General features: G+C 73.0%; 16 protein-coding genes, 4 tRNA genes, 1 other RNA gene and 1 pseudogene. 10 read left to right on the top strand and 12 right to left on the bottom strand.

The features are described from left to right. Nucleotides 1-140 precede the first annotated feature (140 nt). Nucleotides 141-236, top strand: a complete 96-nt coding sequence (locus AB0B01_RS11235; protein ID WP_361715803.1) for a putative leader peptide — start codon at nt 141-143, stop codon at nt 234-236. Nucleotides 237-350: 114 nt separating this feature from the next. Next, nucleotides 351-1772, top strand: a complete 1422-nt coding sequence (locus tag AB0B01_RS11240) for a sulfatase-like hydrolase/transferase (RefSeq protein ID WP_361715806.1) — start codon at nt 351-353, stop codon at nt 1770-1772. 34 nt (nt 1773-1806) lie between these two features. Here the strand turns inward: AB0B01_RS11240 and AB0B01_RS11245 are convergent, their stop codons facing one another. The 6 genes from AB0B01_RS11245 to purS all read right to left on the bottom strand — a co-directional run bounded on the left by AB0B01_RS11245 (nt 1807) and on the right by purS (nt 8023). Beyond that, nucleotides 1807-2643 (bottom strand): META domain-containing protein, encoded by an 837-nt coding sequence (locus AB0B01_RS11245; protein WP_361715809.1) that lies wholly within the window; start codon nt 2641-2643, stop codon nt 1807-1809. Nucleotides 2644-2679: 36 nt separating this feature from the next. Further along, complete coding sequence (locus AB0B01_RS11250) at nt 2680-3471, bottom strand: sterol carrier family protein (RefSeq protein WP_361715812.1); 792 nt, start codon at nt 3469-3471, stop codon at nt 2680-2682. 10 nt (nt 3472-3481) lie between these two features. Beyond that, the gene (locus AB0B01_RS11255) at nt 3482-4678 is read right to left on the bottom strand and encodes a hypothetical protein (protein ID WP_361715815.1); all 1197 of its coding nucleotides are present in this window, start codon (nt 4676-4678) and stop codon (nt 3482-3484) included. A 170-nt stretch (nt 4679-4848) separates the two neighbouring features. Next, the gene (purL, locus tag AB0B01_RS11260; protein WP_361715818.1) at nt 4849-7098 is read right to left on the bottom strand and encodes a phosphoribosylformylglycinamidine synthase subunit PurL; all 2250 of its coding nucleotides are present in this window, start codon (nt 7096-7098) and stop codon (nt 4849-4851) included. Beyond that, on the bottom strand, nt 7095-7775 hold the full coding sequence (gene purQ, locus AB0B01_RS11265; protein WP_361715821.1) for a phosphoribosylformylglycinamidine synthase subunit PurQ: 681 nt from the start codon (nt 7773-7775) through the stop codon (nt 7095-7097). Before purQ ends, purL begins: the two co-directional genes overlap by 4 nt. Nucleotides 7776-7777: 2 nt before the next feature. Further along, nucleotides 7778-8023, bottom strand: coding sequence for a phosphoribosylformylglycinamidine synthase subunit PurS (gene purS / locus AB0B01_RS11270; RefSeq protein WP_356845514.1), 246 nt, complete (start codon nt 8021-8023; stop codon nt 7778-7780). A 348-nt stretch (nt 8024-8371) separates the two neighbouring features. On the opposite strand from purS, the gene AB0B01_RS11275 reads away from it, so the two are divergent. The 6 genes from AB0B01_RS11275 to AB0B01_RS11300 all read left to right on the top strand — a co-directional run bounded on the left by AB0B01_RS11275 (nt 8372) and on the right by AB0B01_RS11300 (nt 11047). After that, a complete protein-coding gene (locus AB0B01_RS11275) occupies nt 8372-8689 on the top strand; it encodes an Lsr2 family protein (RefSeq protein WP_361715824.1) in 318 nt (105 codons plus the stop codon). Nucleotides 8690-8777: 88 nt separating this feature from the next. Next, nucleotides 8778-8849, top strand: a tRNA-Gly gene (locus tag AB0B01_RS11280). A gap of 82 nt (nt 8850-8931) precedes the next feature. Further along, a tRNA-Gly gene (locus AB0B01_RS11285) sits at nt 8932-9004 on the top strand. Between the two features lie 101 nt (nt 9005-9105). Then, nucleotides 9106-10341 carry a histidine kinase gene (locus tag AB0B01_RS11290; RefSeq protein ID WP_361715827.1) on the top strand — a complete coding sequence of 412 codons (1236 nt, stop codon included), beginning with the start codon at nt 9106-9108 and terminating at the stop codon, nt 10339-10341. After that, on the top strand, nt 10338-10949 hold the full coding sequence (locus AB0B01_RS11295) for a response regulator transcription factor (RefSeq protein ID WP_361715830.1): 612 nt from the start codon (nt 10338-10340) through the stop codon (nt 10947-10949). The genes AB0B01_RS11290 and AB0B01_RS11295 overlap by 4 nt, the downstream gene beginning before the upstream one ends. A gap of 22 nt (nt 10950-10971) precedes the next feature. Then, a tRNA-Gly gene (locus AB0B01_RS11300) sits at nt 10972-11047 on the top strand. A 95-nt stretch (nt 11048-11142) separates the two neighbouring features. On the opposite strand, the gene AB0B01_RS11305 is transcribed toward AB0B01_RS11300, so the two are convergent. From AB0B01_RS11305 to ffs, 6 genes are all read right to left on the bottom strand, one after another. Further along, nucleotides 11143-12045 carry a phosphoribosylaminoimidazolesuccinocarboxamide synthase gene (locus AB0B01_RS11305; protein ID WP_361715833.1) on the bottom strand — a complete coding sequence of 301 codons (903 nt, stop codon included), beginning with the start codon at nt 12043-12045 and terminating at the stop codon, nt 11143-11145. Nucleotides 12046-12120: 75 nt separating this feature from the next. Continuing rightward, nucleotides 12121-13596, bottom strand: a complete 1476-nt coding sequence (locus tag AB0B01_RS11310; protein ID WP_361715836.1) for a N,N-dimethylformamidase beta subunit family domain-containing protein — start codon at nt 13594-13596, stop codon at nt 12121-12123. 186 nt (nt 13597-13782) lie between these two features. Next, nucleotides 13783-15435 carry a hypothetical protein gene (locus AB0B01_RS11315; protein WP_361715839.1) on the bottom strand — a complete coding sequence of 551 codons (1653 nt, stop codon included), beginning with the start codon at nt 15433-15435 and terminating at the stop codon, nt 13783-13785. A 288-nt stretch (nt 15436-15723) separates the two neighbouring features. After that, a complete protein-coding gene (gene purD / locus AB0B01_RS11320; RefSeq protein ID WP_361715842.1) occupies nt 15724-16977 on the bottom strand; it encodes a phosphoribosylamine--glycine ligase in 1254 nt (417 codons plus the stop codon). Nucleotides 16978-17037: 60 nt separating this feature from the next. Beyond that, the gene (locus tag AB0B01_RS11325) at nt 17038-19257 is read right to left on the bottom strand and encodes a DNA polymerase III subunit gamma and tau (RefSeq protein WP_361715845.1); all 2220 of its coding nucleotides are present in this window, start codon (nt 19255-19257) and stop codon (nt 17038-17040) included. Between the two features lie 95 nt (nt 19258-19352). After that, nucleotides 19353-19447: signal recognition particle sRNA small type (gene ffs, locus AB0B01_RS11330), an RNA gene on the bottom strand. A gap of 119 nt (nt 19448-19566) precedes the next feature. On the opposite strand from ffs, the gene AB0B01_RS11335 reads away from it, so the two are divergent. Then, a tRNA-Ser gene (locus AB0B01_RS11335) sits at nt 19567-19654 on the top strand. A 259-nt stretch (nt 19655-19913) separates the two neighbouring features. Beyond that, nucleotides 19914-20176 (top strand): annotated as a pseudogene (locus AB0B01_RS11340) (hypothetical protein). Nucleotides 20177-20194: the final 18 nt, after the last annotated feature.

The raw sequence follows: 20194 nt of genomic DNA on the forward strand, positions 1-20194 counted from the left end.
GTGTAGGCGAGATCGACCACTGGTCCGAATTGGGGACGGCCGGGAAATCTCACAGCACCGAGGGTGACCGGGCGGCTCCGTCTCGGTATTCGGATCACCTTGTTGACATCTACGAGGGCATTCGGACAGGCTCTCGGCCCATGCAGCCTCACGGTGACCGTGCCGTCACCCTCGTCGAGCGCCGCCACGTAGACCTGGTCCGTGTCGCGAGCGCCATCTGTCGCTGTCCTGCGTAACCGCAACTCTCCCTTTTCCTTTCTCTTTTCCGCTCCGCCCCCCTGCCCCGCCGCGCCGCGCGCCGTCCCGCGCCCCCGCCGGGCCGGGTCGGCGGGCCGTGTCTTGGAGTAGCTGTGTCTTCGTACGACCACCACCTGTCCCGGCGTGCCTTCGGCAGCGCCGTCGGAGTGACCGCGGCCGCGGCCGCCGCGGGTCTCGGCGCCGCCGGGCCGGCCCGGGCCGCCCAGGAGGCCGGACCCGGAGAGCGGGAGTTCCGGGCGGCGCGGGGCCGCCCCGGGCGCCGGCCGAACATCCTGTTCATCCTCGGTGACGACCTCGGCTGGGCCGACCTGTCCTCGTACGGCTCCCCGCACATCAAGACCCCGAACCTGGACCGCCTCGCCCGCCAGGGGGTCCGCTTCACCGATGCCTACGCGGGCTCCGCGACCTGCTCGCCGACCCGGTTCAGCCTCTACACGGGCCGCTACCCGGGCCGGACCAAGGGCGGCCTCGCGGAGCCCATCGCCGACCGGAGCGCCGGTCTGGAGCCCACCCATCCGACGCTGGCCTCGCTGCTGCGCGACTCCGGCTACGCGACCGCCCTGATCGGCAAGTGGCACTGCGGCTACCTGCCCGACTACAGCCCGACCCGCTCGGGCTGGGACGAGTTCTTCGGCAACTTCGGCGGGGCCCTGGAGTACTACTCCAAGTTGGGGCTGGGCGGCGAGTACGACCTCTACGAGGGCGACGCCGCGTACAAGGACCTGCGCTACTACACCCGGATCCTGACCGAGCGGGCGAGCGCATACGTCTCCCGCGACCACGGCGGCAGGCCCTGGCTGCTGAACATGAACTACACCACCCCGCACTGGCCGTGGATCGCGGACGGGGACACCGAGGAGAGCGCCGAGGTCGAGCGCCGGATCAAGGCCGGCGACGCACGGGCCCTGTGGCACCAGGACGGCGGCTCGGTCGAGAAGTACCGGCAGATGGTGGAGGACCTGGACCGCTCGGTCGGCGAGGTGCTGAAGGCGCTGAAGCGCTCGGGCCAGGAGAACGACACCCTGGTGTTCTTCGCCAGCGACAACGGCGGCGAGCGCTTCTCGTACAACTGGCCGCTCTCGGGCAACAAGGCCTCGCTCCAGGAGGGCGGGATCCGGGTGCCGACCCTCGTGCGCTGGCCCGCCCGCGTCGACGGCGGCCAGGTCAGCCACGTCCCGGTCGTCACCCCGGACTGGACGGCGACCCTGCTGGAGCTGGCCGGGGCCCGGCCGCACCCGGCCTACCCGCTGGACGGCGTGAGCCTGGCCGGATACCTGCTGCGCGGGGAGGAGCCCCCCGCGCACGACCTGTTCTGGCGGGTGCGCGGGGAGCGGGCGCTGCGCCGCGGGGACTGGAAGTACTACCGCGGCAAGGGGGGCCGGGACCAGCTGTTCCACCTGGCCGGGGACCTCCGCGAGCAGGCCGACAAGGCGGCCCTGGAACCCGCCCTGTTGGGGCGGCTGCGGGCGGCCTGGGAGAAGACGGACGCGGGCCTGCTCCCGTACCCCGGCTGATCCGGCCCGGGCCGCGGCCGGCCGCTCCGGCCGGTCACTCCGCGGCGGAGGCCGCCCGGGCGGTCAGGCCCGTGCCGTCCGGGGCGGTCAGGGTCAGCGTGCGGGCCTGGACCTTCCAGGTGAGCGGGCCGCTGCCGAAGAGCCCGGTCAGCTCACGCTCGACCTCGCCGGCCGGGCCGAGGCAGGCCATCCGGGTCGTCGTGAGCGGCCCGAAGGTGACCTTCGGACCGTCGACGCCGGCCGGGGCGCTGAACCGGTTGCAGCCCAGGCGGCCGCTCGCGGTCCCGTCCGCGGCGAGGGAGAAGCCGGCCTGGCCCGCCGCCTCGGCCGGGAGGGAGGACACGCTCTCGCCGCTGATCAGGGACTCCACGGTCCACTCGGTGGCGGTGAGCGGGGCGTCGGGCGTGCGCGGGACCCGGGTCATGGTGAGGGAGCTCCCGTCGGGCGTCTTCAGGGCCAGCTGGTCGGCGGTGGGCGCGTCCACGGTCAGCCGCCCCCGGAACAGCCGGGCGAAGGCCGTCTCGAACGGCATGTCCGCGCAGGCCATGGTGGTGGAGGAGCCGGGGGTCACGGTCATGACGGCCGGGCCGGTGCCCTTCTCCCGGGTGACCGCGGCCGTGAAGCCGTTGCAGCCGTAGTTCCCCGTCGCCTCGGTCCGGTGGTCGGCGCTCGGCGCGAACTCCAGCTGCGCGGCGGGGGGTGCGGTCAGGGTCTTCCCGTCCGCGGTCAGGCGCTGGACGGCCCAGGAGCCGTCGAGGACGGGGCCCGGGCGGGTGCCGTGCACCGCGCCGTCACCGCCGCAGGCGGTCGTGGTGGCGGCGAGGGCGAGTACGGCGGCCAGGGCGGCGGGCAGGTGCCGGAGCGTGGGCATGTCCCTGGGACGGGTGCCGGGCCGAGCCGGTTCCGCTCAGCTCATCACCGGCAGCAGCGCCGACAGGTCGGCCCGCTCCCCGCTGGCCCTGACCCGGGCGTCCCGTACGGCGGTGGTCCAGTCCGCGCGGCCGGTGGCCAGCCGGATCCAGGTCAGCGGGTCGGTCTCCACCACGTTGGGCGGGGTGCCGCGGGTGTGGCGGGGGCCCTCGATGCACTGGACCACCGCGAAGGGCGGGATCCGTACCTCGACCGAGCCGCCCGGCGCCTTGAGCGCCAGGGCGTCGGCGAGCAGCCGGGTGCAGGCGGCCAGGGCCTGCCGCTCGATCGGGATGTCCAGTCCGGCGGCCCGGTTGAGGTCGTCGGTGTGGACCACCAGCTCCACGCAGCGGGTGACCAGGAAGTCGGCGAGGGTCATGTCACCCACCCACAGGTCCAGCACACGGCTGCCGGGGTTCGCGTCCAGCGCCTTGGCCATCCGGGCCGCCGCCCGCTCGTACAGCTCGGGCAGCGGCGCCCCGCCGAGGCTCTCCCGGGCGGCCTCGGAGATCTTCCCGGCGAGGGAGGCGGTGGCGAAGGGCCATTCGACCGCGCTGAGTTCGACGACGGCGCCGGGCGGCCGGGCCAGGCCGGAGGCCAGCGAGTCCGCGATCCAGGCGACGTGCGCGGCGAGATCGGCCACGCTCCAGTCGCCGACCCCGCTGGGCCGTTCCAGCTGCTCCGGCCCCAACTCCCCCACCGCCCGGGTGACATGCCCGAACTGCGCGGTGACGGCCGCACGGATCTTCGCGGGATCGTAGCGTCGCGGCTTCTTCTTGGCAGGCGGCATGGCCCCGACCCTACTCGGGCCCGGGCAGCACGAGTCCGGTGCAGCCGCGCCGCGTCGCGGTGTCGGTGGCGTAGGCCTTGAACAGCTCGTCCAGGCGCGGCCCGAGGACCGGCCGGTAGGTGTACGGGACGACCATGGTGAGGGTGGCGGGGCGCCCCTCGCAGGTCATCGAGCCGTAGAGCACGTCCTTGGTGCGGCCCGCCCTGCCGGGGACCACCGGTTCCGGGCTGCGACCACCGGGCACGGTGACCGCGGCCGCGTCTTCGCCGAAGTACGACCGGGTCCGCAGCCACCAGGGCGAGTGCCGCAGGGACGTGACGGCGTCCTCCCGTTCCTCACGGGCGAGGAAGCCGAGGGCCCGCTCGCTCCCTCCGGGGCTCATCGCGAGCAGGCAGCCCTCCTCGCGGGCGGCTCCTCCCACCGGGACGCCGGCGGCCCGGTCGGGCAACCGCTCGCGGTCCACCGTCCGCAGGTGGGCGGCGTACCAGCCGCAGCTGTCCGCCCGCTCGCCCACCGGCCCGAGGGCGGTCACGGGCTCGGGCAGCCGGTCCGGGAGTTCGGGCAGCCGCGTCCGGCAGCCGTACTCCTCGGCGGCGCGTTCGGCGGCCCGGCGGGCCAGGCGGGCCAGGATCGGGCGGTCCTCGGCCTCGTGCCGGGTGCCGGGGGAGATCGCCGTCACGATCAGCGAGGTCGTACCGACCTTGGCCGGCTGCTCGCAGCGGGCCACGACGGTGACGTCATCGGGCCCGTAGTCACCGAGCCGGCCGTCCCCGAGCGGCATCCGGTCGGGAAGCGTGGTCCGGGCGGTGGCGTCGTCCTTCGAGCCGGCGCGCAGGGTGGCGAACGGGGGCTTCCAGCCTTCGTCGGCCGTGTGCAGGTCACGTGCCTGGGGCAGTCCCTTCAGGGCCAGCGTGAAATGGCCGTACTTGAACTCCTGGCCGAGGCGGTCCTCCTCCAGGCGGCTCAGCACACAGCGGTCGGGAATGGTGTCGAAGTCGACGGTGCTCGGGTCCTCGCCGCCGAGGACCACCCGGTCGGCGCCGCCGTCCAGCCGCATGACCTCGTCGGGGTCAACCAGTCCGGCGCAGGCCCGGGTGGTCAGCGCGCGACTCGCCGTACGCGCCTGCCCCGTCGCGTACGCGTCGTACAGCGCCCACCCTCCGAAGGCCAGACCGCCCACGCCCGCGAGGACCAGCAGCAGGTTCACCGCGTTGCGCCGGCGGCCCCGGTCCGGCAGCGGGCCCCGCGCGACGGCTCCAGTGGTTCGAACATCGCGCCCCCGTTCGCGTCCCTGCAACGACCCCGGCGACGCTACCAACACCGCGAGCCCCCGGCCGGAGGGAAACCGGCCGGGGGCTCGTGGGAAGAGCGGCGGGATCAGGCCAGCAGGGCCGGGATCGTCGCCTCGTGGGCCTCGCGGAGTTCCGTCAGGGGGAGCGTGAACTCGCCCTGGACCTCGATCTCCTCGCCGTCCACCACACCGATGCGGGTGGCCGGCAGACCCCGCGCACCGCACATGTCGGTGAAGCGGAGCTCCTCGCTGCGCGGGACGGCCACGATGGCCCGGCCCGCCGACTCGGAGAAGAGGAAGGTGAAGGCGTCCAGACCCTCCGGAACCACGATCCGCGCACCGTTGCCGCCGCGCAGGCAGGACTCGGTGAGCGCCTGGATCACGCCGCCGTCGGACAGGTCGTGCGCGGCGTCGATCATGCCGTCGCGCGAGGCGGAGATCAGGATCTCCGCGAGCAGCTTCTCGCGGGCCAGGTCCACCTTGGGCGGCAGGCCGCCCAGGTGGTCGTGGACGACCTGCGACCAGGCCGAGCCGCCGAACTCCTCGGCCGTGTCACCGAGCAGGTACAGCAGCTGGCCGGCCTCCGCGAACGCCATCGGCGTACGGCGGTTGACGTCGTCGATCACGCCGAGGACCGCCACCACCGGGGTCGGGTGGATCGCGGTGTCGCCCGTCTGGTTGTAGAGCGAGACGTTGCCGCCCGTCACCGGGGTGCCCAGCTCCAGGCAGCCGTCGGCGAGACCGCGGGTGGCCTCGGCGAACTGCCACATGACGCCCGGGTCCTCGGGGGAGCCGAAGTTCAGGCAGTCGGAGATGGCCAGCGGCTTGGCGCCGGTCGCGGCGACGTTGCGGTACGCCTCCGCCAGCGCCAGCTGCGCGCCCGTGTACGGGTCGAGCTTGGCGTAGCGGCCGTTGCCGTCGGTGGCCATGGCCACGCCGAGGTTGGACTCCTCGTCGATGCGGACCATGCCCGCGTCCTCGGGCTGCGCGAGGACGGTGTTGCCCTGCACGAAACGGTCGTACTGGTCGGTGACCCAGGACTTCGAGGCCTGGTTCGGGGACGAGACCAGGGCCAGGACCTGCGCGCGGAGCTCCTCGGAGGTCTGCGGGCGGGGCAGCTTGCCCGCGTCGTCGGCCTGGAGGGCGTCCTGCCAGTCGGGGCGAGCGTACGGGCGGTGGTAGACCGGGCCCTCGTGGGCGACGGTACCCGGGGGCACGTCCACGATCTGCTCGCCGTGCCAGAAGATCTCCAGGCGCTCGCCGTCGGTCACCTCACCGATGACGGTGGCGATGACGTCCCACTTCTCGCAGATCTCCATGAAGCGGTCGACGTGCTGCGGCTCGACGATCGCGCACATGCGCTCCTGCGACTCGCTCATGAGGATCTCCTCGGGCGAGAGCGTCGCGTCGCGCAGCGGGACGGTGTCCAGCTCGACGCGCATGCCGCCGGAGCCCGCGGAGGCCAGCTCGGAGGTGGCGCAGGAGAGCCCGGCGCCGCCGAGGTCCTGGATGCCCGCGACCAGCTTCTCCTTGAAGATCTCCAGGGTGCACTCGATGAGGAGCTTCTCCTGGAAGGGGTCGCCGACCTGGACGGCGGGGCGCTTGGTCGGCTTGGTGTCGTCGAAGGTCTCGGACGCGAGGACCGAGACGCCGCCGATGCCGTCGCCGCCGGTACGGGCGCCGTAGAGGATGACCTTGTTGCCGGGGCCGGAGGCCTTGGCGAGGTGGATGTCCTCGTGCTTCATCACGCCGATGCAGCCGGCGTTGACCAGCGGGTTGCCCTGGTAGCAGGCGTCGAAGACGACCTCGCCGCCGATGTTCGGCAGGCCGAGGCAGTTGCCGTAGCCGCCGATGCCCGCGACCACGCCCGGCAGGACGCGCTTGGTGTCGGGGTGGTCGGCGGCGCCGAAGCGCAGCGGGTCCACGACGGCGACCGGGCGGGCGCCCATGGCGAGGATGTCGCGGACGATGCCGCCGACGCCGGTGGCCGCGCCCTGGTAGGGCTCGATGTACGACGGGTGGTTGTGCGACTCGACCTTGAAGGTGACCGCGTAGCCCTGGCCGACGTCGACGACGCCGGCGTTCTCGCCGATGCCGACGAGCATGGCGTCGTTCTGCGGGGCCTTCTCGCCGAACTGCTTCAGGTGGACCTTGCTGCTCTTGTACGAGCAGTGCTCGGACCACATGACCGAGTACATGGCGAGCTCGGCGCCCGTGGGGCGGCGGCCGAGGATCTCCCGGATGCGGGCGTACTCGTCCTCCTTGAGGCCGAGTTCCTTCCAGGGCTGCGCCGAGTCCGGGGTCTCGGCGGCGTGCTTGACGGTGTCCAGAGTCATGCGGAGACCAGCTTCTTCAGGATCGAGGTGAAGAATCCGAGGCCGTCGGTGCGGCCCGTCCCGATCAGCGGCTCGACCGCGTGCTCGGGGTGCGGCATGAGGCCGACGACGTTGCCCGCGGCGTTGGTGATGCCGGCGATGTCGCGCAGCGACCCGTTCGGGTTCATGTCGACGTACCGGAAGGCCACGCGGCCTTCGGCCTCCAGTTCGTCCAGCACCCGCTCGTCGGCGACGTAGCGGCCGTCCATGTTCTTGAGCGGTACGGAGATCTCCTGGCCGGCGGAGTAGTCGCCGGTCCACGAGGTCTCCGCGTTCTCCACCCGCAGCTTCTGGTCGCGGCAGATGAAGTGCAGGTGGTTGTTCCGGAGCATCGCCCCCGGCAGCAGGTGGGCCTCGGTGAGGACCTGGAAGCCGTTGCAGATGCCGAGGACCGGCATGCCGGCCTTGGCCTGGTCGATGATGGTCTCCATCACCGGCGAGAACCGGGAGATGGCTCCGGCGCGCAGGTAGTCCCCGTAGGAGAAGCCGCCCGCGAGGACGACCGCGTCGACCTGGTGCAGGTCCTTGTCGCGGTGCCACAGCGAGACAGGCTCGGCCCCCGCGAGGCGGACGGCGCGCAGCGAGTCACGGTCGTCGAGCGTTCCGGGGAACGTGACGACTCCGATGCGAGTGGTCACCGTCAGGCCTCGACCTTCACGGTGAAGTCTTCGATGACGGTGTTGGCGAGGAACGTTTCGGCCATCTTGTGGATGCGGTCGAGGGCGGTCTGGTCGACCGGGCCCTCCACCTCAAGCTCGAAGCGCTTCCCCTGACGGACGTCGGCGATCCCCTCGAAGCCCAGGCGCGGCAGTGCACGCTGCACCGCCTGGCCCTGAGGGTCGAGGATCTCCGGCTTGAGCATGACGTCGACTACGACGCGTGCCATCGGGCACTCCCGTGGGTGTTGGTGCGGAGGCGGTTCCCTCAGCGTACCCGTCCGAAATTTCTACGCGGGTAGATATCCCGGCCCCGTGATCGCCGCGCGGTTTCGGCTTCACCAACGCTTCGCAAAATCCGCCGGAAAACCTCTCACCCGGGATTGCGGCGGGACACGCGGAGAGAATTAACTGGGCTTCGCAATGCAATGGGAATCGCGGTACAAAGGAATCCCCCGGGACGGCGGCATTTGTCGCCCCACGACGGGGAACGAAAGTTGCATTGCTCCGAAACATCCATACAGGCGACATCACCGCACGTCAACGGGTGGCGACGTCGCGCGAAGGGACCGATATCCGTGGCGCAGCGCGTAGTAGTCACGATCTCCGACGACATCGACGGCGGAGAAGCGACGGAAACGGTCGTGTTCGGGATCGACGGTAAGTCGTACGAGATCGACCTCAATGTGGCCAACGCAAAGAAACTGCGGAAGACCCTCGCCCCCTTCGTGGCCGCCGGCCGCCGGCAGGCCCGCTCCGGCAAGGCCTTCAAGCACACCTCCATCGCCCCGGACCCCGCCGTCGTCCGGGCCTGGGCCCGCTCCCACCAGATGGACGTGCCGCCCCGCGGCCGCATCCCGAAGCGGGTCTACGAGGCCTACAACGAGGCTCACTGACGGCCGATTTGCCATCCACCCCCTCCGATCCGCTAGTGTGTGGATCACGCCGAGGGGCCAGACCGCAGGTCACAGCCTCGAAGGTCGTGCGGGTGTAGTTCAGTAGCAGAACATCCTCCTTCCAGGAGGAAGGCGCAGTGTGCGATTCCTGTCACCCGCTCTGCACGCTTTACCGACCACTCCGGTGGATCAGGTAGAGTGATGCTCGCATCGCCCACCGGCCATTCGGCCGGAGCGAGTATGCGGACGTAGCTCAGTTGGTAGAGCACCACCTTGCCAAGGTGGATGTCGCGAGTTCGAGTCTCGTCGTCCGCTCAGAGGACAAAGGCCCTGATCATCGATCAGGGCCTTTGTCGTGTGCCCCGATACGCTGATGCGCCGCAGTGACCGGCAAAGGTGATCGGGGGACGGGGACCGTGTCGAAGCTGACCGGATGGTGGAGGAAACGCGGCAGCGCGGGGAAAGTCGAGCTCTACACCCGCTGGTCGTTCCACTCCTTCGCCGCGATCGAGGCCTTCGCGCTTCTGATCGGGCTCGCACCCGAGGGCTCGACGGCCGCCACCGGGGCCCTGTTCCTGCCCCTGGTCGCCCAGGTCACCCTGTCCGCGGTGCTGTCCTCGAAGGCCCTGGACTGGGTGATCGGGCGGCGCGAGCGCCCCGTACGGCTGGCCGTCGCGCTGGGCCTGCTGACCGGCACGCTGTCGATCGCCGTACTCTCCCTGCGCTCCGCCGGCATCCTCGTCCACGAGGGCGTGGCCCCCGTCCTCGTCATCAACACCACCGGCTTCGCGACGGGAGCACTGACCCTGACCCTGGCCAAGGCCCGGCACATGGCCGCCGTCGCCCCCGCCGCGGTGGCCGCCACGGCAGGCGGGGCAGCGGCCGTGGGCCTGCCCGCCGGCGAGGTGGCCGGCTACGCGCTCGGCATCCTCTTCAGCAGCCTGCTGTTCACCCTGGCCTGCGGCTTCTCCTCCTGGCTGCTGAAGACGGTGTACGAGCTCGACCGCGCCCGGGAGCTCCAGGCGCAGCTGGCGGTGGCGGAGGAGCGGCTCCGCTTCGGGCGGGACCTGCACGACGTCATGGGCCGCAACCTCGCGGTGATCGCGCTCAAGAGCGAGCTGGCCGTGCAGCTGGCCCGGCGCGGACGCCCCGAGGCGGTGGACCAGATGATCGAGGTGCAGCGGATCGCCCGGGAGTCGCAGCGCGAGGTCCGCGACGTCGTACGCGGCTACCGGGAGGCGGATCTCACGGTGGAACTGGAGGGGGCGCGCGGGGTGCTGAGCGCGGCCGGGATGGACTGCCGGGTCGAGGTCGAGGAAGGCCCCCGGCCGACCCCCGCGGTGCAGTCGGCCCTGGGCTGGGTCGTCCGGGAGGCCACCACGAACGTCCTGCGGCACGGTGAGGCGCGCAGCTGCGTGATCCGGCTGGCGGCGGCCGGGGCGGGCGCGGTGACCCTGCTGGTGGAGAACGACGGGGCGCCCGGGGCTGCGCGGGTCCCGGCCGGGCCCCCCGGTTCGGGGCTCGCCGGGCTGCGCGAGCGGCTCGCCGTGGTGGACGGCACCTTGGAGGCCGGGCCCACCGGCGACGGCCGGTTCCGCGTACTGGCCCGCGTACCGGCCCCCGGCGCGCCCGGGCGGGAGGTGCGGTCGTGAACCCCGTGCGCGTGCTGCTGGCCGACGACGAGCACCTGATCCGCGGCGCGCTCGCCGCTCTGCTGGCGCTGGAGGACGATCTGCTGGTCGTCGCCGAGGCGGCCTCCGGTCCCGAGGCCCTCGCGATGGCGCGGGCGCACCGGCCCGACGTGGCGGTGCTGGACCTGCAGATGCCGGGGGCGGACGGTGTGAGTGTGGCCACATCCCTGAGGACCGAACTCCCGGGCTGCCGGGTCATGATCGTGACCAGCCACGGGCGTCCCGGGCATCTGAAGCGGGCCCTCGCGGCCGGCGTACGGGCCTTCGTACCGAAGACGGTGTCGGCGCAGCGGCTGGCCGAGCTGATCCGGACCGTCCACGCCGGAGGGCGTTACGTGGACCCGGAGTTGGCGGCCGACGCGATCAGCGCGGGGGACTCGCCGCTGACCGCACGCGAGGCCGAGGTCCTGGAACTCGCGGGGGACGGGGCGCCGATCGCGGAGATCGCGGAGCGGGCCCGGCTCTCGCAGGGAACCGTACGCAACTACCTGTCGTCGGCGGCCACGAAGCTGGGCGCGGAGAACCGGCACACGGCAGTGCGTCTCGCACGGGAGCGGGGTTGGGTATAGTAGATCCCGCGTTACGGCGCATGCGGACATAGCTCAGTTGGTAGAGCACCACCTTGCCAAGGTGGATGTCGCGAGTTCGAGTCTCGTTGTCCGCTCCACGAGGAGAAGCCCCCGGTCCTGCGACCGGGGGCTTCTTCGCGTTCTTCTTCCGGTTCCGGCGGGGTCCCGCCCCGGGAGGGGCGGGACCGGTGCCTCAGGACCAGGGGAGGCCGGTGAGCCGTTCGTACGCCTCGACGTACTTGGCGCGGGTCTGCGCGACGACCTCCTCGGGGAGGGCCGGCGGCGGCACTTCGGCCGTGCGGTCCCAGCCGGAGGCCGGGGAGGCCAGCCAGTTGCGGACGAACTGCTTGTCGAAGGAGGGCTGGGTGCGGCCCGGCTCCCACTCGTCGGCCGGCCAGAAGCGCGAGGAGTCCGGGGTGAGCACCTCGTCCGCGGCGATCAGGGTGCCCTCGGCGTCGAAGCCGAACTCGAACTTGGTGTCGGCGAGGATGATCCCGCGCTCGCGGGCGATGTCCCGGGCGCGGCCGTACACGTCGAGGGTGGTGCGGCGCAGCAGGGCGGCCGTCTCGGCACCGGTGGTGCGCGCGACCTCCTCGTAGGAGACGTTCTCGTCGTGCTCGCCGACCTCGGCCTTGGCGGCCGGGGTGAAGATCGGGGCGGGCAGCTCGGATCCGTCGACGAGGCCCTCGGGCAGGGCCAGGCCGCAGACCGTCCGCGTCCGGTTGTACTCGACGAGGCCGGAGCCGGTGAGGTAGCCGCGGGCCACGCACTCGACCGGCACCATGTCGAGGTTCCGGCAGATGAGCGTCCGCCCGGCCCAGTCGGCGGGTGCGCCGGCCGGCAGGTCGGTGCTGATGACGTGGTTCGGGACGAGGTCGGCGAGCTGGTCGAACCACCACAGGGAGAGCTGCGTCAGGACGCGCCCCTTGTCCGGGATCTCGGTGGGGAGCACCCAGTCGAAGGCGGACATCCGGTCGCTGGCGACCATGACGAGGCGGCCGTCCTCGTCACGGTAGAGGTCGCGCACCTTGCCGGTGTGGAGGTGGACGAGGCCCGGCACCTGAACCGGCTCGGGCTTTTCGACGAATCCGGACACGGGGTCTCCCTGTGGTTCTGTACGAGCGCAGCCCCATTGTCCCGTACGGGGCCGGGTGCGGCCCTGGCGGGGGGCTCAGTCGCGCTTGCAGATCCGGTCGAGGAGGTTGGCGGTGGCCCGCTGGACCCGTTCGTCGACGTGGCCCGGCCGGTCCAGGGCCGGTGACCAGGCGAAGGTGCCCGACGCGAAGACCAGGGCGCCGCTCGGGGCCCGGTACAGGGAGGTCTCCTGGTGCCGTTTGGTGCCCTCGGTGTCGAGATACGGGGAGTGCGCGAGCAGGATCCGGTCCTGGTGCTCGGGGAGCTGGATGCGCGGGAAGTACCGGTCGGCCTCTCCGGCGACCAGGCCCGGGAGCTCGTCGTTCTCGGCTGCGCCGGTGGAGTCCCAGAGCCAGTGGGTGGCATTGCGCACGATCAGCGGCGCGGGCTCGGGGACCCGGCCCGCGTACTGGATGCCGAGCAGCTGCTGCTCCGGGCGGTCGACCTCGCGCCACAGGCTCGGGCGGCCCGGGCCGCGGCGTTTTCGGCAGGTCAGGAGCCGGTCCTCGATCCCTGAGGGGGAGGGCGCGAGCTCGACCTGCCAGTACATGGTGTTGGCGGAGAGGAAGACGAGCGAGGTGCCGTGGTCGCGGGCGCGCTCGACGGTGCGGCGCATGGGAGCGGACCAGTACTCGTCGTGGCCGGGGAAGACCAGGCCGCGGTAGCGGGTCGGGTCGACCCGGCCCGCGTGCAGGTCCCGCGCGTCGGCGTAGGCCAGGTCGTAGCCGTAGCGCTCGGCCCAGCGGATGAAGTCGTAGGCGTGCCCGACATGGAGGGGCAGGCCCGCGCCCGCGTAGGGGCGGTCGAAGGAGACGGTGACGGCGGCGTCCCGCTCGCCGAGCAGCCGGCCCTCCTCGTCCCAGGCGTGGTAGAGGCTCGCGCCGGTCCGGCCGTCCTCCGGGTAGAGGTTGTAGGCCTGCCAGGTGATGTCGGGCAGGAGCAGGAGCAGGTCGGCCGGGTGGTCGTCCCGCACGGTGAAGGGGATGTGCGAGCGGTAGCCGTCGGTGGTGGTCAGGACGGCCACGTACGCGCCGGGGTTCCAGTAGGAGGGGACCTGGAGCCGCCAGGACAGCCACCAGTGGTGGCAGGAGACGGTGCGGTCGGCGGTGAGCGGGGCCGGCTGGACGATGCCGGAGAGCCGGGGGCTGGTGGTGATCTTGGAGGCGCCGTCGCCGCCGTAGTGGCCGATGCGGTAGACGTCCACGGAGAACTGCTGGGGCGGGTCCACGGTGATGTGGAAGTCGATGGCCTCGCCGGGCGCGACGGCTCCGGCGGAGGAGAAGCCCTTGATCTGCCGGTGCACGTCGTCGGCGGTCCGCGGTCCGCCGGTGCTGCCGGCGGGCGGCTGCCCGGGGGCCAGCGCGGGGTCCACGTACCAGGGCACGACCTGCCCGGTGTCGTCGAAGTAGAGCTCGCTGCCGCGCAGCCACGGCAGGGGCCCCTGGCCGAAGGGGTCGTTCACCGCGTGCGCGAGGGCACCTGACTCCCACCGCCGGATCGGGTCCGCACCCATACCGCTCCCCTCCCTCGCTCCCCCGGATCGCTTGTTCCCGGACCATCGCGCGGCACACTGTCGAGGACTTCGAACTGCTACCGGTCCCAGCACATCACATAACGCGCTCAGTCCGTCACCGTTCGTCGCGAATTGACGCTTCGCACCGCGGTGCGCGGGCGGGAGTGAGCTCGGGGATCCCGGGCGTCAGACCAGGCGGACCGGCTTCTCGGGGCGTACGCCGAGGTCCGCCAGCCAGTCGCGCAGCGGCTCGGGGTCGCCCTCTTCCACCAGGGACAGCACGTGCGGCGCGAGGTCGGTGCGACGCTCGCCGCCGATCAGGAGGATGGGGCCGTCCAGCCAGTCCAGACCCGGATCCGCCCCCACGAAGTCCACGGCCGCGGCACACACCATGGCCGTGACGTGGTCGGCCAGCAGGTCCCGCCCGCTCCGCGGTGGCTGCAGCGGGAACAGCGGCACCGTGTCCGCCCCGCGCGCCTTCGCCGTCCCGGCGTCGGAGCCCGCACCGGCTCCCGCTCCCGCTCCCGCGGAACGTTCCTCCCGGGCGAGATCGCCGCTGAGGCGGCCGGCCAGCGCCTCCCCGGCCGCGCCGACGCCTCCGGGAGCCGCGAGGTAGCCGAGCACCCGGTCCAGCGTCGGCCCCGGGCCCGCCGGGACGGCGAGGGCGTCCAGCGCGGCATGCAGCCGGGCCGCCTCGGCCCGCCACTTGCGGTCCACGACCTCCTCCGGATACGCCGCCCACTCCACCGGCGACCAGTCCGGTCCCGCTTCGGCCGGGCCTCCGTGGAACAGCCGCGCGGCCAGCAGCGAGGCGGCCTCGTCGACCGCGCCCGGCTGCTCCAGCAGATCGCACGCGGGCCGTTCGCCCAGCCGCGCGGTGAACCCGTCGGCCAGCCGGTCCCGGCGCGACAGCTCCGTCAGCGCGGAGACGACCCCGGCATCGAGGTGCGCGGGCCAACGGCCCATCCGCCAGGCCGGCAGTGCGACCCGGGTCAGCAGGCGGTCCCAGCCCGCGTAGGCGAGGCCGACCTGCTCCTGGGCGACGATCCGCAGCCCGTAGTCCACCCCCTGCGCCCGGTCCGAGGCGGCCGCGGCCACCCCGCGCTCCATCTCGGCGGCGTCCTCCCGGCACAGCCGCAGCAGCAGCCGGGCCGGGCGGGCGATCCAGCCCAGGCCGGGCCGACTGCCCACGTCCACGGCTGCGTCGAGCCCGCGCACGAAGCCACGGGCGTCGGCTATGTCCGGATGCGCCGAAGGACCCGTACCGGCGACGACCGGCGCGAGCACCGCCCGCAGCTCCGCGACCCGCATCCACCACAGGAACGGCGAGCCGATCACCAGCACGGGCGCCGCACCCGGCGCGGACTCCGGCCCGGCGGGTCCGGTCGTGCCGGCGGAGGTGCGGGCGCGGCCGCGGCGGTGCGCCGCGTGCGTGCGGTCCTCCAGCCAGCTGTCGCAGTCCGGGGTCAGAGCTATGGCGGAGGGCGCGGGCACGTCCATCCGGTCGGCGAGGTCGCGCACGAGCCGGTACAGATCGGGCGCGGCCGCCTCGGTCAGCGGCACCGTCGGCGTGACGGCGGGTCGGGCGCGCAGCACCACCGCGGCGAACACGCCGCCGACGAGCAGCACGATCCCGGCGAGCACGCATACGACGAGGGTGACCACCGGCCAGGGTGCACCGGTCAGCCGCCCCGTCATCCGGGCGCTCACGAGCACCGCCGCGAGGGCGGCGGGCGCCACGGCGACGGCCAGCGCCCTGCTGCGCACCCGCAGCACGGCCAAGGCCCGGGAGCGCGCGGACGGCGCGCCCACTTCGACGATCGAACCGTTTCCGGACACGGCCGGACCTCACCCCCTCTGCCCTGCGGCGGTTTTACTCACTCCCCCACTGTGACACCCGCCACTGACATCGCAATGCCGGTGGGCCAAGTGCCGGAATGCTTGCGCCGCACCCTAGTTGGGGAGCGCGCGGCAGTCAGCCGGACCGGGTGACGATCACCCGATGGAATGGCTTTGGGTAAAGGTGGCTGCGTTCGAACGCGGCTGGATGCACTCGCACGCGGACACGCGCGCGGGCCCGGTGCACACGGGGGTGCGCACCGGGCCCGCGGCTGCGACTCCTGCTGCTCAGCGGCCTTCGGCCGCCTTGGCCGCAATGTCCGTACGGTGCTGGGATCCGTCCAGCCGGATCCGCGCAACGGCCTTATACGCCTTCTCTCGGGCCTGCGCCAGATCCGAACCGGTCGCCGTCACCGACAGCACGCGACCGCCCGCGCTGACGACCGCGTCGCCCTCGCGCCGGGTCCCGGCGTGCAGCACGTACGCGTCGGGGCCGTCCTGCGCGGCCACCTCGGCGAGGCCCTCGATCGGGTCGCCGGTCCGCGGGGTGTCCGGGTAGTTGTGGGAGGCGATGACCACCGTGACGGCAGCGTCGTCGCGCCAGCTGAGCGGCGGCTCGGCGTCCAGGGTGCCGCGGGCGGCGTTCAGCAGCACGCCCGCGAGCGGGGTGCGCAGCCGGGCCAGGACCACCTGGGTCTCGGGGTCGCCGAAGCGGGCGTTGAACTCGATGACGCGGACGCCGCGCGAGGTGATCGCGAGGCCCGCGTAGAGCAGTCCCGAGAACGGCGTGCCGCGGTGGCGCAGCTCGTCGACGGTCGGCTGGAGCACGGTCTCCATGACCTCGTCGACCAGCTTGGCGTCGGCCCAGGGCAGGGGGGAGTACGCGCCCATGCCGCCGGTGTTGGGGCCCTGGTCGCCGTCGAGCGCGCGCTTGAAGTCCTGCGCGGGCTGGAGCGGCAGCACGGTGACGCCGTCGGTGATGGCGAAGAGGGAGACCTCGGGGCCGTCGAGGTACTCCTCGATGACGACGCGGTCGCAGCCGAGCGCGTGGGCACGGGCCGCCTCCCGGTCCTCGGTGACCACGACGCCCTTGCCGGCCGCGAGCCCGTCGTCCTTGACGACGTACGGGGCGCCGAAGGCGTCGAGGGCCGCGTCGATCTCCTCCGCGGTGGTGCAGACGTAGCTGCGGGCGGTCGGGACGCCCGCGGCGGCCATCACGTCCTTGGCGAACGCCTTGGAGCCCTCCAGCTGCGCGGCCTCGGCGGAGGGGCCGAATACGGGGATGCCGGCTGCGCGGACGGCGTCGGAGACCCCGGCCACCAGCGGCGCCTCCGGGCCGACGACGACCAGGTCGACGCCGAGCTCGGTGGCGAGGCGGGCCACGGCCGCGCCGTCGAGGGCGTCGACCGGGCGCAGCTCCGCCACCTCGGCGATGCCGGCGTTGCCGGGGGCGCAGTAGAGCGCGTTGACGTCGGGGTCGAGGGACAGAGAGCGGCACAGGGCGTGTTCGCGGGCGCCGCCGCCGATGACGAGGACCTTCACGCCATGCAGCCTAGCCCGCGCGACCGGATGCCCTTCGTGCGGCCACCCAATGAGACGGCCCTACTCGTTCGTGTATTCCTCTATAACGGTGGCTCCGAGCTCACGCACGATGAGGTCGTGTCCGGTCAGGGCGCTCTCGACGAGATCGGGATCGTCCTCCTCCGGTACGTCGTCCTCGGGGGCGACCGGAGGGGGAGCCTGCTGGACGGGGGGCTGCGGCGCGGGAGCCGACTGGTGGGGCTGCTGCTGCGGCTGAGGCTGTTGCGGCGCCTGGGGCGACTGCTGGGGCGGCTGCGCGGGTGCGGGAGCCTGCGGGGCGGCGGGCCGGCTGTACGCCGGAGCGGGCGGCGCGGCGTACGAGGACGCCTGCGGAAGGGGCTGACCGCCGCCTCCGACGACCGCTTCGATCTTCCAGTGGACCTGGAACTGCTCGGCGAGGACCGCCTTGAGCACGTCCTCACTGCCGCTGCTCGCGAAGTTGTCGCGGGCGCCGACATTGGGGAAGCCGAGCTGGAGGGTCGTCCCGTCGAAGCCGGTGACCTGGGCGTTCTGGCTGAGCAGGATCCAGGTGAAGCGGCGGCGGTTCTTGACGGCCTCCAGGATCCCGGGCCACATCGCCTGCACCTGCCCGGCGCCGGCGGCCATGCCGGGTCCGGCCGCGGACGCCGCCGCGGGGGCGGCGGCCGCCGGGGCCGGAGTCGCGGCGGATGCGGGAGGCGTGGGGGCGGGGGCGCCCTGGCCGGGCGCGGCGGCGCTGGGCCAGGCCCCCCGGGCGGCGGTCGCGGAGCCGCCCCCGGCCGGCGCGGCGGAGCCCTGCGCGGGAGCCGCGGCCCCCGGCCAGGCACCGGGTGCGGGCGCGCCCGCACCGGGCTGCGCGGCCCCGGGCCAGGCACCGGGTGCAGCGGCCGCGGGGGCCGGAGCGGGCGTCGGAGTCGGAGCAGGGGCGGGCGCGGACTCGGGCTCGGGCTCGGGCTCGGGCGCGCTCGGTGCGGGCGCGGGGTGTACGGGCGGCGCGGCCACGGGAGCCATGGCATGCGCCTCGGGCCCGGGCACGTACCCCATCGCGGGCGGAGCGGCGGCCGGGGCGGCGGCGGGGACCATGACGCCGGGCGCGAGACCGCCGCCGGTCCGCTCCAGCCGGTCGAGCCGGGCCTGCACGGACCGCTCGTCGTCGAAGGCGGCGGGCAGCAGCACCCGCGCGCAGATCAGCTCCAGCTGCAGCCGCGGCGAGGTGGCGCCCCGCATCTCGGTGAGCCCGGTGTTGACGAGATCGGCGGCCCGGCTCAGCTCCGCGGCCCCGAACACCGAGGCCTGGGCCTGCATCCGCTCCACCACGTCGGCGGGGGCGTCGATGAGCCCCTTCTCACCGGCGTCGGGCACGGCGGCCAGGATCACCAGGTCCCGCAGCCGCTCCAGCAGGTCGGCGACGAACCGGCGCGGGTCGTTGCCGCCCTCGACCACCCGGTCGACGACCTCGAAGGCGGCGGCGCCGTCCCCGGCGGCGAAGGCGTCGACGACGGCGTCGAGCAGCGAACCGTCGGTGTACCCGAGCAGGGAGGTGGCCATGGCGTAGGTCACGCCCTCCTCCGCGGCCCCGGCGAGCAGCTGGTCCATGACGGACATGGAGTCGCGCACGGACCCGGCGCCGGCCCGGACGACGAGCGGCAGCACGCCGTCCTCGACCTTGGCCCCCTCGCGCCCGCAGACCTCGCCCAGGTAGTCGCGCAGGGTGCCGGGCGGCACGAGCCGGAAGGGGTAGTGGTGCGTACGGGACCGGATGGTCCCGATCACCTTCTCGGGCTCGGTCGTGGCGAAGATGAACTTGAGGTGCTCCGGAGGCTCCTCGACCACCTTCAGGAGGGCGTTGAAGCCCGCCGAGGTGACCATGTGGGCCTCGTCGATGATGTAGATCTTGTAGCGGCTGGAGGCGGGCCCGAAGAAGGCCTTCTCCCGCAGGTCACGGGCGTCGTCCACACCACCGTGCGAGGCGGCGTCGATCTCGATCACGTCGATGGACCCGGGCCCGTTGCGCGCCAGGTCCCGGCACGACTGGCACTCCCCGCAAGGCGTGGGCGTGGGACCTTGCTCACAGTTCAGGCAGCGGGCCAGGATGCGCGCGCTGGTGGTCTTGCCGCAGCCGCGCGGGCCGCTGAACAGGTACGCGTGATTGACCCGGTTGTTCCGCAGGGCCTGCATCAGGGGGACAGTGACATGCTCCTGTCCGATGACCTCGGCGAACGACTCGGGGCGGTAGCGGCGGTACAGCGCAAGGGACGACACGTCTACGAGGTTATCCGGGCCCACCGACAAAGGCGGCCCGCCGGCCAGGGCGGTCTGCCGGCCAAGGGCGGCCCGCCGGCCCCCGCCCCGGAACGCAAGGCGCCCCCCACGCACCCGCCAGAGCCCACTTACCCTTGCTGCCTTCCGGCCCTGGGGGAGTTGGGTGAGATAGCGCCACGTGAGGGGCTGGCCCCACCCTAGCGGATGGATGCCCCCGGAATCGAGCCGGACCCCGCCCGGACCCCCGCCCGATCCCCGCCCGGCGATCACGTTCGCGAGCACCCCTCAACGTCTTGTATTGTTTGCGGCGGAGGATTCGCCTAGTGGCCTAGGGCGCACGCTTGGAAAGCGTGTTGGGGGCAACCCCTCACGAGTTCGAATCTCGTATCCTCCGCCAGTGCCTCACCGGGCACTTGAAGGCCCCGACCGGGAAACCGGCCGGGGCCTTCTGCGTTGCTCCGTCTCACTGGCCGCACCGCGTGATGTCCGTGGTGACACGCGGAGGGCCACGGCCACGAGGCGTCCCGAGGGGCCCGGCTCCTCGGGGCGGCCTGCAAGGTGAAAACGCTGAGTTCTGCAACATTTGCCAGTCTTACGTGAAGATGAACCTCGCAGATGAGTTTCCGGAAGGACGGCCGCCGGGCATCACTCGGGCCATGGCCGAACTCATGCTGCACGGGGGCCTGGACCACCCGGCGACCCTGAACGTCGCGGACCTGCGCGCGTGGGGACAGCACCGAGCCGCGGTCACCTTCGACTGCGGGACCAACGGTCCCCAGCACCATGTGTTCGAGGGCGCGCTGCTGCGCGAGGTCGTCTCGGACGGGTGGTCCCGGCCGACCGGTGCGGGGCGCGCTGCGTCAGCGCGGTCACCCGCGTGTGGTTCGGCGCACTGCCGCCGCCGACCCCCGGGGTGTGAGGGCCCGGCGGGGCCCGA

It is taken from the genome of Streptomyces sp. NPDC044571, assembly GCF_040647115.1.
In the GTDB taxonomy this organism is placed as follows: domain Bacteria; phylum Actinomycetota; class Actinomycetes; order Streptomycetales; family Streptomycetaceae; genus Streptomyces.